The following is a 15,212-nucleotide window of genomic DNA, read 5'->3' as shown; positions in this document are numbered from 1 at the left end:
ACCCTGATCCAATTCGCTCCTTCTTTTTGGAGAATGGCGCGAGGTACGGGACATTCGCTATATTGAAAGAACTGTTTCGTCATGAATATGAGGATGTGTACAAGAATGAAACTGTTTATTATTGGTAATGGATTTGATCAAGGTCATTGTTTGCCGACAAGCTATTGGAGCTTCCGAGAATTTTTAAAAGTCAACTATTCTAGATTCCTTTACGATTTTGAAAGTCATTATGAAATTTACCCAGGATATGATGATGACGCGAAGAAAGCCATGCTATGGAATGACTTAGAAACTAATCTTGCTAATATTGATACAATTGAAATCATTGAAAACGCTGTGCAAATGGATATGGGGCTTGAGAGCGGAGATATCGGCATCAAAGACACCTTAGACCAATATTTTGAAGAAGAATATAAGTACATTGAGCGGTTGGCCGTATATTTAAAGGAATGGGTTGCTACTATTGATCTCAAAGATGTGCAACAGAAAACATCATTTAATCTTTCATTTGAAAATGCATTGTACTTGACTTTCAACTATACAGCTGTATTGGAAGAAGTCTATGAAATTGACGATATAGACATTGTACATATCCATGGATCATTGAATAATGCTCCATTCGGTGATGACCCGATATTGGGGCATGGTAATATTACAAGAATGGAAGAGAACCAAGAACGAGCAGGTGAAGCAGAAGAGAAGTTTGATGAAAAACTGATGAGCATCTGTGGGGCAATTCAACGATATTACGAGGAGACCTATAAGAACATAACAGACTATATGTACAAACTGGATAGATTACGAGGGAAATGTATCGATGAAATTATCTCTATTGGTCATTCTATCGCCGGTGTGGATCTTCCTTATTTCGGCAGTATAGATAAGCTTTCACAGGAGCGGGCTAAGTGGATAGTTTATTATTATTGGGAAGGTGAGAAGCAAGCTATGTATAATAGTTTGCTTGAATGTGGAATCCACCCTGATCGGATTGAAATGAGACAATCGGACGAGTTCTACGACTTGTAATCTGTTGAGGGTGGACAAAAGGATTAAACTCCGTGCTAAGAACTAGAATGGGTTAAATATTATTATAATATGGGGTGAAATGATTTTGCATTTAAAAGAAGAGGTACAAAATAATACTGTTGCATGCTCAGAATGTTTCTGCGATCATGGGTTACAGTTAACCGCTGTAAACATCGGTATTGAAGATAATGAAATATGTCCAAACTGTAAATCAACAGTTGGGAAAAAATTAAGTTTAAACCAATTAGAAGAAGTAGCATACCATTTTTTTGTGTATGGGTCATTTATTTTTTGTGATTATGGAGCTTTTCCTGAAATACAGTTTAATAATTATCAGGAAACATCAATCACCATCAACGATAACCTCAAAAAAGATATAAGAATTTTTGAAGAAAGTCTTGGTATTGGACTTTTTTATTATGGCCCAAGGGCATGGATGTATGGAGACATCGAGCCGTTAAACGATTTGCTGGATCCTGATAAACGTAATAAAGTCATAAAGCGTATAATACAAGAATATCCAAATATCAAAATAACGCAAAATGATTCTCCGCTCTACAGAATTAGAAAAGGAGAGAATCTTACTTATAATTCAAAGTATTTTGATAGTCCACCAGATCAATTCTTAGGAAGCGGACGTTTAGACTCAAAAGGTTTTCCAGTCTTGTATACTTCATCTGATTTAGAGTTATGCATACATGAAATGCGTGCGGCATTAGAAGATGAATTATATGTTGCAACACTGATTCCAGAAGGATCTTTAAACTTTTTGGACCTATCAATTATACTGAAAGAAAACGAAAGTATTACTGATTTCGAGAGTTTGGATATTGCAGTGAATATGCTTTTTCTTGCTGGGAAACATGCATATGAGATTACTCATGAAATCAGTTTAGCAGCAAAAAATGCTGGATATGACGGCATAGTATATCCATCATATTTCAGTAATGCTCGCAAAGGGTTAATGCCACATCAAGCATTAGTGTATGGAATATCTAATAGACGAATACCTCAATTTCAAACAATAGAACACTCTAAGGTGGCACAAAATATAGCAATCTTTGGACGACCAATTCTCGAAGGAAAAGTAAAAGTTCATAGTATAAATAAATTGATGCTGACAAAGGTTAGTTACAACTACCTTCTTGGAGCAGTAAATGAAGAAGAGTAGAGAACCGGTACTGGCAGTTATGACTAAAAGAACGTTTCACTCAGAAGAGTTGAAACATTAAATGAACTTCTAAATATTACTGTACTTCACTAACAATCGTTATTATCATTTGAGCAACTATGAAGTCGCTGTTTAAGCGACTTTTTTGCATTGTAGAATTACTTAAAAGTTCCCCTCTAGCCTGGAGTTCATTCAATAAGGGATACCAGTGTGTTTTTTCTCATTCAGTTGGTAGTAATTTCTTGTTTTAAATTGAAAAAAAGGAAGCTCAAAAGCTCCTCTCCATAGATTAGGGTCTTTCAATTCTTCCTAGAGCTTCCGCTAATTTCTCATTCATTGATGGATCTTGATTGTCAATCTTAGAGATTAGATCCGTAAACATTTTTCTGAGTTGCTGAATGTTTGTTGTAAGGTAACCATCCATTTGAGCGCCTGTTTTCTCGTAAATACGCCCGTTCTCAAGGTCTCTTAGTTTGTTTCCGATTTCCTGGATTTCTCTACTGTACTTTTCAGTAATCCCCAACGTTTCAGTCATGTTTTTTACCTCCTTAGTTTTTCTGGTTAAGATCTAGACTAAAAGAATTCGACATCAGTTTACAAAACCCCTTTTTAATTAAGACAAAAGAGCTTGGATTAATAGATATCCAGATACAGCAAAGCGAGCGTATGAGGATATATTACCCTACTCCCCTAAAGTAGAAAAGGAGTTAAGAGGCCAGCTCATATAGTTTATTCGAACACAAAAATTCCGATTCATGAAGAATTCGACAAAAAAATGTTTTATTGTCAAAGGATTACAGAATATGAGGTTGAATATAGAATATTGTGGTCAAAATACAATTTTTGGAGGGTTGAACACTTGTATTTGCCAATCAATAAGATAAAAAATGAAATGGGTAGGAATAGATTTTATGTATATAGTAGAAGGCTTCATAGAGAGGTTAGACTATACAATTCACTTCAATACGATCATTGGGTTCTGACAGAATCGGATATTACCGTCATGAGTTACTGTGAAAGACCGTTGAAAATAAATGTATATATTGCAGGTAAAGTTGTTGAAACAGTTTTTGATATGTGGATTAAATCAGAAAGTGAAGAAAAGTTTGTGTTTATACGCTACTCCTATGAAATAGATCCAGATAGCAAACGTTCAAGCGAACAAGCAATTAATGAAATGTATGCTCAAAAAATATGGTGCGCAGAGAACAACAAGACACATTGTGTTCTGACCGAAGAAGATATACGACACAATCCCACTATTATTGCAAATAAAAAAACGTTGATTCCTTTTTTTACTCCACTTTCTGAAATAAAACCAGAAGTGTATGAGCTGATTTATAGATCAGCTTTAAACGGCCCTATGACAATTCGTGATTTAGAAAAATCTATTCAATCTAAATATCATCCTGTCATAATTAGGAATTCTATATTTGCATTAATCCTCCATGAGATACTTACTTTTAATCAAGAACAGGACTTACTTTGTGGATTGACGGAGGTGCAGTTGAATGTCGAGAAGACGTATCTTAGATAGTATAAATATTGATCCGAAACATAAAGACATCTCAAATTGGCCAATTGTTAATATCATGCAACTTCAACCTGAAGATAGAGAGATATTCAAAAAACGAGAAGCTGCAGTGAACCTATATATGCTTTACGAAGAAGTAACTTTAGAAAAAATCACAGAACAAACAGGCATTAGTAAGAAAGAATTAATTATTTTCATAAAGAAGTGTTTAGAATTTGATCCAATAACTGAAGCTATCTGGGGATTTAGAGCATTAATCCCTCATAAGAGAACCAAAAAGTATGATAGAAGTGCAACCACAACTTTTTCCCCACAACAGGAACAGCCCAAATTAAGTGGGGCCTTCAATCAACTCCTTGAACAATATCCAGAAATTAGAGAGAAGATCACTTCAGCCTATTTAAGACGAAAAGGAAAAAATTCTACAATGCCGACAATCTCGACTGATGGGATCCATAGATTATTCCTAAGTTTGTGCAAAAAGAATGGTATAGGAATACATGACTATCCGTTTAATACAAATGATAAAGGATATCGATCATTATACCGTTTCTTTAAAAAAATTGAGAATAATCATTTTTCAGAAGGTGCAACGCGTTACGGAAAAGAAGCAGCCAGGCAATCACGGATGGGAACATTGCCAAAACATGAATTGATATTACAAAAGCCTTTTCAACGCGTTCAGTTTGATGGGCATAAGATTGATGCGATGTTTACTATCACATTTAAAACCCCTGAAGGAGACTTATTTACAGAAGTTGTGGAGCGAGTATGGCTTCTTGTAATAGTTGATGTAGCAACTCGAGCAATATTAGGTCATCACCTCTGTGTAAATAAAGAATATAACAAAGACGATGTTTTGCATTGTATTCGCAATACAGTAACCCCTTATGAAAAAAGAAAATTTTCGATACCTGGTATCGATTATGATCCTAAAGGTGGTATACCTTCGGCTGAAATTCCAGAAACGGCATGGGCTCTTTGGGATGAATTCAGCTATGACAACGGTAAAGCAAATTTATCAAATATCGTAACCGATCGTCTTTATGAAGTAGTTCGTTGTACTCTAAATCCTGGGCCGGTCGAGGCTCCAGAAGTAAGAGGCATTATTGAAAGATTATTCCGTTCCCTTGAAGTGCTTGGATACCATAAATTAGTGAGTACCACTGGAAGCAATCCTTCTGATCCTCTTCGTAAAAATCCAGAACAACAAGCAAAAAAGTTTGATATTTCTTTATCAGAACTAGAGGAGCTAACTCATATTCTAGTATCTGATTATAATGGTATTCCCCATAGTGGAATTAGAAACTTTTCTCCTCTTCAATTGATGAAACAACGAATTGAAAGAGGGATGGAACCAAGAGTACTTGAACCAGAAAAAAGAAAAGACGCCATTTTTTTTATGATCCAAACTAAAAGAAGAGTGAGTGGGAATATAGAAAAAGGAAAACGACCATTCATAAATTATGAAGGGGTTCGATATCAAAGCGATATTCTTAGTAATAGTCCTCACCTGATCGGCACGGAATTAACAATTGTGGTAAACGTTGATGATATACGAACAGTAAAAGTATTTTTGAGTGATGGTAGTGAGTTTGGATACCTTACTGCATATGGCATTTGGGGGATAACACCTCATTCATTACGAACAAGGAAGGCTATAAATAAATTAAAGAATGAAAGGAAAATATTCTTTACTACTTATCAAGATCCATTTCAAATCTACTATGAGTATAAAGCATCTAAAGCTAAGACTGGAAAGAGAGAACGAAATCATATCGCACAATTACAAAGGGAACTAAACAAAGCCGAAGCAGCATCTACAAATAAGCATGAAAAAGAAGAAGAGCAATTCTTTGCTCCAGATGTCCAGTCAACAGGGGATGTAAACAGTTTATTTATTGAAGAAGACGATGACGATGATCGAATTTTTCGAACTTACAACTTTTGAAAGGAAGATTTCTGATGAATATCGATGTTTCAGATATAAACAGGCCATATGTACCCCCAAAGACTCATCCCATCGAAACTGGAATTTACTTCATAGGCACTAAAGAAGTGAGAAGAATGTACAAAAATATTAAGCAATGGATTGAAAACCGAGCACCAGGCGGAATAGCCTATGGCAGACCTAGATTAGGAAAGACTTGGGCCATCGACTACTTAACAAAGGAACTACCAATAGATTTTGGTGAGAAGCTTCCTATTCTAAAATTTAAATGTGAGCAAAATTCAAGAATTAATGAAACCACTTTCTATGAAGAATTATTGGTACAGTTTGGACACGGAATCCCTTTCTCAGGAAGAAAAACTATGAAAGCTGAAAGATTAAAAAAATATCTTCAAGAGATAGTCGAGAGTTCAGGAAGTAAAAGGTTAATTCTATTTATTGATGATGCCCAGCGTCTTGTTCCAGTTCAATACAATATTTTAATGGATATTTATAATTATTTGAAAGAATTCGGAATTAGCATGACAGTTATCTTAGTTGGCCAAGAAGAATTAAAGCATGTTAGATCAGGTTTTATTGCTTCAAAAATGGGACAAATTGTTGGTCGCTTTATGGTTCATGAATACAAATTCTCAGGCGTAAGAACAAAAGATGAGCTGCAAACCTGTTTAGTCGGTTATGACTCTTTATCTGAATACCCTACAAATAGTGGTTGGTCCTACACAAGATTCTTCTTTCCGGATGCATATGAGCAAGGATTTCGTTTAGAATCATCCACAGAGGAGCTATTTTCTACTATATCCAATATTAGAAAAGAAAAAGGAATTACTAAACCTTTAGAGGTACCGATGCAATATTTAACGCTTACTATAGAATATGCTTTTAAAAAATACGGTGTCTTAGGTAAAAATGTTGACCACCTGACGTCTAGCCATTGGTTAGACTCATTAGGTAAGTCGGGTTATATCGAAAATGAGCTGTACAACGACTTAATTTAGATATATCAGTTCGATTTGAAAAGGTGGTTAAAGATGATTCCTGAACTAAAGGTTTACTTATCAAAGCCAGATGGTTCAATTACTTGGAATACAGATTGGATATCTGAGTTTGAATCTCCCTGGTCTATTTTTCAAAAAATTCAATTCACTAACTTACTTAATAAACGAGACTATTTTCATTTGTTTGGGACTTCAGAGACAATCAAAAAAAAGACTATTGTTGGTGCAAGAAATCATAATTTGTATTCAATGCCCAGTTTTGATGATAATAGATTTATAAACATTTTAGGATTCTCATTAAAAAAATATAATTCTGATGTAATTAAAAACATATCTGGATTTTTGAATGATGGCGGAATGAGAGAAATGCGGGAAATTTCCTCAGGAAATTGGTATTGGAGAAAGTCTTTAACTTTTTGTTGTGAATGCCTAATTGACGGTTACCATAGTATATTGCATCAATTTGGTCTTTTTCAACAATGTCCTTTTCATCAGAAACCATTGTATGATCAATGTCCCAATTGTTCAGCCAAATATCCATATGAACTATTTAAAGATCAAACTTATTTTGAATCAACATTAACGTGTATGTGTAGTTATCAATACAAAAAATTCAACAGGGGCGTACCCCTTAATACACATTGGAAGGCGTACAGAAATAACGATTTGTCTGATAAACTTGCTATACAATGGCTAAGTCTAAATCAGCTGCAGAAAAGTAACCTGAGCTCAGTATATCTATACCCTCACACCTCAATTAATGAGACACCCCAATTATTAAAGTTTTATTTAAATTATATTGAGAGGGATACAACTCCCGATCAATATTGCGTGGAGACCTCAGATCATCTTAAAAGCATAAATAACATTCCGTACCTAAAAGGGAAATACATTAGAAAAAGAAACAGAGAATTCGAAAACATTAACACAGCAAAAAATCATATCAATTTTTTTTCAAATCATCAAAACATTGTTATGAGCGAATTTCAAATTATAAGAAATTCAATGTTTAGTTCAATTGCGAAACATTTAAGAAGAACTATTTTAAAAAAGCATAAAAGTTGTATTAAACGTTATACCTCCGTTATAAAAACAAAGGAAGGAATGGATATTCCTATCTGCCCTTATGCATCTGCATATGTTAAGTGGAAACAAAAGATAATGAAGATTGTACATTTTTATGATGTAGACGCAATCCCTTATAGCCGGACCAGTTTTTGTTCAGAGAATGTTTCATTTTTAGGTTATTTAGATGAAGACCCCATATTCGACATTATGAATTCTTATTTAGCTAAATTTCCTACAAAAAAAAGCAATTACTCATATATCAGTTGGTTAATTTCACACACCTATAGTTATTTATTTTTACATCTTTTCAAACTGTATCTCACCGATTCAGTTGATAAGATAATTGAGAATAAAGATTTAACTCTGAAGGAAACAATATTGGCCTTTACTTTTCCAGGTAAGCTCTCCGATAAAGTCCAGAAGTTCTGGGACCAAAACAACCTTAATCATTTTTTTTCTGAAAATGAATTGATATGTCCTTATCCTACAATAAGATCAAAGAGAAGAACATCCAACGAAGAATCATTTCATCCTATGCAACTTGCGTTAAATAGAGATAGAAGCCACATTTAGGATTAGTTCTCTAATTCCATAATTTCAATTAACTCCGAAGCTAATGTTTTTGAACTAGAGATACCTTTTAAATATTTGAAAGGCCCACTAACAGACCAGTCAATCTTTTTCAGGCGCTTTGCTGACTTGATAAATTTTTGATGGTCTATTTGTGTTGAGTTTTCTTTCTTACAGTTAGACAACGCCTTGGATGCAGCCATTGCTAACGCATCCAAACATACAATATGAGTAAGTTTATATTCTTTATAGTTCATCCATTCATGAGGATATTCTTGACGCATTATATTGAAAAATTCAAGTACAAGATCCACCTTTTCATGTTTTGATAAATTTGTAGTCTCAGTGTCTTTAAAAAAGTATTTTAACATGCGATAAAGATTTTGAAGAGTAATATGCCTTCCTTTACTACGTTTACCCGTGATGCTACCAATGTGATAGAAAGGACTGTCTTTTAATATTAATAGCTCAGTAGCTTGCCAACTTAATTCATCTGATTCTCTTTTCAGGAATTTGCTCAAAGAGGTTCCAATTCCTTTGGCTTTTGTATTAATAATATCGAAGAGTTGAATTTCTTCATCGTCATCTAAAAAATGAAATGCCATGAAAGGAACATTAAGTTCTGATTGAGTTTCTTCGATATAACGTCTAATCCCACCAAGTCGATGCTGTCCATCCATTAATGATGCTTTACTCTTACAAAATAACCTACCGAACATTGGTCTAGTAGAATCATAAGCTGTAAACTCCCACATACCAGCTGCATTCAATAAAATTGGTGTGAATAATGCGTTTTCGCCTCTGGAAAGATATAATGCAAATTCATCAACACGCTTTGGATCTACTGGCCGTTGATATCCTTTTCCGGAGGGGTCGTTAAATGGCTTAACATAAGTTAGATTCATAGCAATGGAGGTTGGAAACGAGCTTTGATAAGTGATTTTCCCTCTCATTTTTGTTTGTACTACATTTTCTATAACTATTTGATGAGGTAATTGTCTCATTAGGTACACTCCCTTAAATATTTATTTTTCCTAGTGAAAATATATATCTTATATTATATAATTTCCAATGGTAATATATAGTACAAGTATATTTATTTCATGCACAAGTACACCTACTCTTAAAAGAGAGGTGATTGTGCTTATGATAAAAATTAATGCTTTTGTAGGCGAGCGAATAAAATCTTTAAGGAAATCAAAAGGATTGACCCAAGCTAATTTAGGGGAACAAGTAGATCTTCCACAGCCTTATATTGGTGGGATTGAGAAAGGGGAGAGGAACATATCATTAGATACCTTGCAAAAACTACTCGAAGCTTTAAATATTACACCAGCAGAGTTATTCAACTCGTATGAAAATAAGCTACAAAATAAAGAGACCTTAGAAATTCTTGATAGAATAAATGAATCCCTATCTAATAGAAGTACTGAAGAAATTAAAATAGTGGAAAGCTTTGTTCAAGATATTCTTAAAACAATCGATAATTTGAGAAATTTAAGATAATGCAATCTATTTTATTGAAAATTGGTGCTATTCTTCTAATTAATTTAAAATTAGTGATGGTGAGTGAAAGATGAAGAATAAATTACTTATATTTTATACGGAAAAAGTAAGAGCACGTAAATTAATCTACAGTAAAATGAACTTCTTATTCTGGTCTTATTTGATTTCGTACACTTTAGCTCTTCCGTTGATTATTATTGCGTTATGTATTTGGTTTTGGACAGAAAAGTCAGCCTATGGACCTGTACTGTCAGCAATAGCCCTTGTTATCTTTCTAATTTTTATACATAGGGGTTTCAATAGTAAGGCTCGTATCATTCTAAATAGAGAATTTTCAATAAAAACTGAAAAAGGTAAGTGGTTAGATGGCTTTCATGAAGTTCAAATTCATATGATAACAGAATATCTGATTGAGCATGATCTATATTCAAAATGGAAAATTGAGAACCTCATGGAAGCGTATAAAGCTGATAATACTAAAGAAAAGATGCCACCACTAGTTGCACCCAGCATATTGATAGCAGTTCTTGCGCCAAACTTAAATTATTTTCTGAAACATTTTTACGAAGCGACCAACTTTCAGACGAATGAAGGGCAATTTCTTATATTTTCTACAGTGCTACTATTTTCAATTTTTTTTGTTGTAGTTATAACGTTTTGGAAATACATATTTGAAGAATTTTCTGAAATTCTATTGTATAAAAGAATAAATTATCGTAATAATCTTAATTCTATTTTGTACGATATTTTAATTGGAATAGAGAGTTGAAAAGTTAGTTTTATTAATATGAGTATTACTTAAGAGGTTCTTAATAGTAGTTCTGTAAATTTCCTATTAACTTAGGCATGGCCAGCTTGAAGAATATGATTTTGTATGTATTGATTATAGAAAGGATGATTTTATGGATGATTTGTCTATGGCTTTTTACGATATGAAGTATAAAGAAATTATACGTGAAAAAACTGAAAATGAATTTGAAGATTTCTTTTCTAAGGTGATGCAGATGAAATATAAGGATAATTTTATGCCTTGTCGTCCCTGGGGACAGGATGGAGACAAGAAAAATGATGGCTACTTAATTAGTGAACGACATTTATTTGCTGTTAATGGTCCACAAAGTCTTAACCAAAATAGAATGTTAACTAAGATAAATAAAGATTTTACCGGGGCTCTTGATTACTGGGAAAAATATTTTGATAAGTGGTCTTTTGTACATAATCAAAATTCATTACCTCCTAAAATCAACAAAGAGTTGTTGAAATTATCTACTCAGTATACTTCTGTTACACTTACGTTTTGGGGACCAAGTGAAATAAGAGGAATTATTTTTTCATTAGAAGAACCCATTATTAGAGATATTCTAGGTCCAGTTCCATCCAAAAAAAATTATACTACTTTAAAATTTGAAGATATACAACCTGTTATTAAGTCTATTTCAAGAAGATCAAACCCCGGAAATGAGGATTTGAAACCAGTCCCAGAGAATAAACTTTTAATTAATGGGCTAAGTGATCCAATTATTGGGCTTATCAAGGCCGGTTTGTTAAGAGCCCCTTTAGTAAGAGACTATTTAAATCTTCAGACAGATTTAAATTTAGGAGATCAAATTTCTGAAACTTTGCGAAAATACTATGAGGATTTAAGAGATAACTCGGAGTTAGAACCTGATGATATATATAGTGCATTAGCTAAGTTTATAACCGATCCTCATAAGACTGATAATCAAGTATATATGGCTGCTGTTCATACGATTCTTGCGTATTTTTTCGAACAATGTACAATTTTTGAAAGTGTGAGTGCATAAAATGTACAATGAATGTTACATCCATCTGGAAGAATTTATAACACAAAAAAACTTATCTATAAAAGATTTGACATTAGTAAAAAAGGAGGGAAGTAGAATAGTGTTAACACCAACTAAAAATTTGCATGAGGATAAATCAATTATAAAAATTGGTGCAAGAATACTTTCTATATTAAATTCTCCTCATACAGTTAGCTCAGCCTGGAAATCTTATGTTCAAATCCAAGAGTATGAAACAAATGGTAAGATTAGAATTCAGTTTGATAACTTCATTTTAGCGATAGATTTTTTATACATTATTGGTGCAATCGAACATGGGGATGACTTAATGTGGAGGTCAAAGAATGATAAAAAAGATATATAGCACATTAAGCACGTTTAATACAGTAGAACTTCATGAAGGTTTAAATATTTTATTAGCTGATATTACTCAAAAATCTACTGTAAAAGATACTCGAAATGGGCTGGGTAAAACTACTTTTATAGAAATTATTCATTTCTTGTACGGAAGTAGTTGCACTAATAAAAGTGTTTTTAAGATGGAACAGTTTAAAGATGAATTTTTCATAATGGATCTAGAATTGAATAACAATTTATATATTGTAAAGAGAAGAGGTTCTGAGTCTAATTTCGTATATGTAAAGTGCGAAGAAACAAGTGATCTCAAGAAAAAATATGGGATATCAGGCATTTCGAATATTAAAATAAAAGTAACTGAATGGAATGAATTTTTAGGAGAATTTCTATTCAATTTAAATTCCAGAGATGAGTTAATAAAATCAAATTTAAAATTCAGATCTTTGTTTCCATACTTTTCTAGACTGAGTAAAGATGGCGGATATTTAGATTCGACGAAATATTTTAAAACACAAAACGTGCATCTGACTCAAATTGCACTATCATATCTATTAGGTTTAGACACAAAATTAGCAATAAGCTATAAGCAACTTGAGGAAAAGAAAAAAGAAATTACAGACCTCAAGAAAGCAATTGAAACAGACTCTTATAACAAAATCATGAATGATGGTATAAATTTAGACACCGAGATTACAATTTTAACTGCTAAAATATCCAAGTCTAAGAATGATCTTGAGAATTTCTTGGTGCACCCTCAGTACAGAGAAATTGAAATTGAAGCTAATAACTACGCTCAAAAAATATCAGAACTTAGCAATAAAAACTTCATGGATAGACAAATTATTTCAGAATTAATGATTGCTTCTAAAAGTGAAAAGAATATTGAAAATTTTAATTTGTTTGAATTATACAATGAGGTTGAAATTAAATTGCCTGATATTGTTATAAAAACTTATGATGAATCCAAATTGTTTCATGAGCAATTAGTGAAGAATCGGAAAAAATATTTACAAGAGGAATTAGAGCAATATAATGAGATTGTGATAAAAAGAAGTCAATTGATAAACGAGCTTTCTCTGGAACAGTCAAAGAAAATGACAATTTTAAATACTCATGGTGCTCTAGATCAATACTCCTTGTTACAATCTGAAATGAATGAGCTTGTAAGTAAATTAGACATGTACCAAAAGCAACAGGATTTCTTAAATATGATGCGTGAGGAAGCTGCAAAACTAAAAATTGAAGAGCAGAGGTTAATCATTGAGATCAATAAATCATTAGAAGGGCATTCACGTACAAAACAGCACGCTATCTTGCTTGTTGAGGAAGTCTCTAACTGTTTATATAACTCTGTAGCTCAGTTACATATAGGACAAACAAAAAATGGCCGATATGATATTGAGATGGTATCAAGAAATCAAAATAGTACTGGAATTAATAGTATGTTAATTTTCTGTTTTGACATGATGTTAATTCAAATGTCAAAATTTTTAGATAGAAAAATGGACATGTTGATTCATGACAGCTCGCTTTTTGATCCCGTTGATGAAAGACAAATAGCGGAAGCTTTGAGATTTGGAAAAGATAAGTCAATTGAAGCAGGTTTCCAGTATATTGTAACTTTGAATTCTGATGATTTACCTGATAGCGTGAGAAAAGAAGTAGCAAGCTCCATTTTACCTGTGCTTTTGACTGATGCAGACGAATCAGGATGTTTATTTGGTGTTTACTATTAAGCTTGCTATCAGTAAAGTAAGTATAGAACTGAAATCTGTATGTAATTTATGACGTCGCATAATTATGTGCGAAGCGAGTTCTATTAGAGGACAAGAACTTAAGTCCATTGAAAGTCGCTAAATTAGCGGCTTTTTTTGTTGTAAAGATGGTTAAAAGGACAAGTAGGAACTCAGTCAATTATCAAAAGATAGTAGTTCAATGTACGATGTTATGTCATGAAAATGTAACCGGAGGCAACACAATGGAAAACGAATTAGATTATATAAAGAAAGAATACGAAAATCTTTTAAAGCTACCTTTAGACGCAGATGCCGTTGAAAAAAGGCGTCGTGGTTTTAAATTTGAACGTTTTTTGAATAGGATATTTTCCTTCGAGCAACTCGAACCACGTACAAGTTACAGACTGATGGGTGAACAGATAGATGGATCTATCTATCTTGATGGACGAATTTATATTCTAGAAGCAAAATGGCATGCAGAGCCTCTTCCGGCTTCAACCCTATATCAATTCAAAGGAAAGGTCGAAGGCAAGCTAACTGGTACAATTGGAATCTTTATCTCAATGTCTGGCTACGCAGAAGACGCCGTTGATGCACTCGTTCTAGGTAAAGCTCTCAATATTATTTTATTTGATAAACGAGACCTGGACGCTGCGATTAGTCGTAATATCGGATTTTCTAATATTCTCAAACTAAAGCTTCGTAAAGCAGCAGAAGAAGGTTTGATTTATTTCCCATCTGAAGGTGAACTCGTTACAGCCGGAAAGAATCATGGTATCGAGATTGACCGACTTGAATTTGATTCGACAACCGGTAGAGTTTCGGCCATGCAGTCAATCATCGTCAATTCAACTGATCTGTTAATTGTGTGCGAGGGTCAGACTGATCGTGATGTGATTGCAATTCTTTCTAAGAGAATATTGAGTAATGCTGGCTCAAATCGTTCAATTAAAATTATTGTTGCTATGGGTAAAATCACAATTCCTCGCGTGGCAAATGCACTAAGGAACACATTTTTCACTTCTTCTAAAGTGCTAATCGTAATAGACGGTGATGGAGATCCCGTAGGGACAAAAGATATGTTGAAGCAAGGCATCGAATTCGATGAATGGATTACAGCCATACCAAATCCTTCCATAGAATCATGGTTTGACATCAATGTTGATGATAACAAACTAAGGAAAAGTATAAAGTATCGCTCTGATCGAACTCGATATGCAGCCCAATTGCTTGACATCTTAGAACTAAAAAAGCAGGATACGGAATTTGTATTATTCTATAACGCAGTGCTTGGAATTTAAAAATTATAAGGTGAAATATAATTAGACAAACATAAAAAGGGAACTATTACATTACCGAAAAACTTAAATTTTTCTAAGCATTTAGAGCAACATTTTTGTCCCAAGCTTCAGTATGCCTTGTTTAGTGTCTCCACCTTCGATTATTAACACATTCTTATCAAATAGCGCTATTCAAATAATTCTAAGATA

General features: G+C 33.3%; 14 protein-coding genes. 12 read left to right on the top strand and 2 right to left on the bottom strand.

The annotated features are described in order from the left end of the window. The first annotated feature begins 105 nt into the window (after positions 1-105). On the top strand, positions 106-1,026 hold the full coding sequence (locus NSQ38_RS19005; protein WP_339783486.1) for a bacteriophage abortive infection AbiH family protein: 921 nt from the start codon (positions 106-108) through the stop codon (positions 1,024-1,026). 79 nt (positions 1,027-1,105) lie between these two features. Next, positions 1,106-2,197: an RES family NAD+ phosphorylase gene (locus NSQ38_RS19000; protein WP_339783484.1), complete on the top strand. Its 1,092-nt coding sequence runs from the start codon at positions 1,106-1,108 to the stop codon at positions 2,195-2,197. Between the two features lie 289 nt (positions 2,198-2,486). Here NSQ38_RS19000 and NSQ38_RS18995 read toward each other — a convergent pair whose 3' ends face one another. Beyond that, positions 2,487-2,732: a hypothetical protein gene (locus NSQ38_RS18995; protein ID WP_339783482.1), complete on the bottom strand. Its 246-nt coding sequence runs from the start codon at positions 2,730-2,732 to the stop codon at positions 2,487-2,489. A 324-nt stretch (positions 2,733-3,056) separates the two neighbouring features. Between NSQ38_RS18995 and NSQ38_RS18990 the strand changes: the two genes are divergently transcribed. The 4 genes from NSQ38_RS18990 to NSQ38_RS18975 are packed head-to-tail and all read left to right on the top strand — an operon-like array spanning position 3,057 to position 8,321. Then, positions 3,057-3,734: a hypothetical protein gene (locus NSQ38_RS18990; RefSeq protein WP_339783480.1), complete on the top strand. Its 678-nt coding sequence runs from the start codon at positions 3,057-3,059 to the stop codon at positions 3,732-3,734. Beyond that, entirely contained in the window at positions 3,709-5,682 is a 1,974-nt protein-coding gene (locus NSQ38_RS18985; RefSeq protein WP_339783478.1) for a hypothetical protein, read from the top strand. Before NSQ38_RS18990 ends, NSQ38_RS18985 begins: the two co-directional genes overlap by 26 nt. Before the next feature lie 14 nt (positions 5,683-5,696). Continuing rightward, positions 5,697-6,680 carry an ATP-binding protein gene (locus NSQ38_RS18980; RefSeq protein WP_339783476.1) on the top strand — a complete coding sequence of 328 codons (984 nt, stop codon included), beginning with the start codon at positions 5,697-5,699 and terminating at the stop codon, positions 6,678-6,680. 33 nt (positions 6,681-6,713) lie between these two features. After that, complete coding sequence (locus tag NSQ38_RS18975; RefSeq protein ID WP_339783474.1) at positions 6,714-8,321, top strand: hypothetical protein; 1,608 nt, start codon at positions 6,714-6,716, stop codon at positions 8,319-8,321. Positions 8,322-8,323: 2 nt separating this feature from the next. Here the strand turns inward: NSQ38_RS18975 and NSQ38_RS18970 are convergent, their stop codons facing one another. Further along, the gene (locus NSQ38_RS18970; protein WP_339783472.1) at positions 8,324-9,322 is read right to left on the bottom strand and encodes a DGQHR domain-containing protein; all 999 of its coding nucleotides are present in this window, start codon (positions 9,320-9,322) and stop codon (positions 8,324-8,326) included. Between the two features lie 142 nt (positions 9,323-9,464). Here NSQ38_RS18970 and NSQ38_RS18965 point away from each other — a divergent pair, with 142 nt between their 5' ends. The 6 genes from NSQ38_RS18965 (at position 9,465) to NSQ38_RS18940 (ending at position 15,023) form a co-directional block, all read left to right on the top strand. After that, a complete protein-coding gene (locus tag NSQ38_RS18965; RefSeq protein ID WP_339176914.1) occupies positions 9,465-9,824 on the top strand; it encodes a helix-turn-helix transcriptional regulator in 360 nt (119 codons plus the stop codon). A gap of 70 nt (positions 9,825-9,894) precedes the next feature. Then, complete coding sequence (locus NSQ38_RS18960; RefSeq protein ID WP_339783470.1) at positions 9,895-10,593, top strand: hypothetical protein; 699 nt, start codon at positions 9,895-9,897, stop codon at positions 10,591-10,593. A 133-nt stretch (positions 10,594-10,726) separates the two neighbouring features. Beyond that, complete coding sequence (locus NSQ38_RS18955; RefSeq protein ID WP_339783468.1) at positions 10,727-11,629, top strand: ABC-three component system protein; 903 nt, start codon at positions 10,727-10,729, stop codon at positions 11,627-11,629. A gap of 100 nt (positions 11,630-11,729) precedes the next feature. Next, positions 11,730-11,993 (top strand): ABC-three component system middle component 6, encoded by a 264-nt coding sequence (locus NSQ38_RS18950; protein ID WP_339783466.1) that lies wholly within the window; start codon positions 11,730-11,732, stop codon positions 11,991-11,993. After that, positions 11,974-13,722: a DUF2326 domain-containing protein gene (locus NSQ38_RS18945; protein WP_339783464.1), complete on the top strand. Its 1,749-nt coding sequence runs from the start codon at positions 11,974-11,976 to the stop codon at positions 13,720-13,722. The genes NSQ38_RS18950 and NSQ38_RS18945 overlap by 20 nt, the downstream gene beginning before the upstream one ends. A gap of 242 nt (positions 13,723-13,964) precedes the next feature. Further along, positions 13,965-15,023, top strand: coding sequence for a hypothetical protein (locus NSQ38_RS18940; protein WP_339783462.1), 1,059 nt, complete (start codon positions 13,965-13,967; stop codon positions 15,021-15,023). The last annotated feature ends 189 nt before the right edge of the window (positions 15,024-15,212 follow it).

The organism is Paenibacillus sp. FSL R7-0313 (assembly GCF_037969885.1).
Classification (GTDB): domain Bacteria; phylum Bacillota; class Bacilli; order Paenibacillales; family Paenibacillaceae; genus Paenibacillus.
The sequence above is the reverse complement of the archived record's forward strand: the minus strand, read 5'-3'. Positions and strand labels throughout refer to the sequence as shown.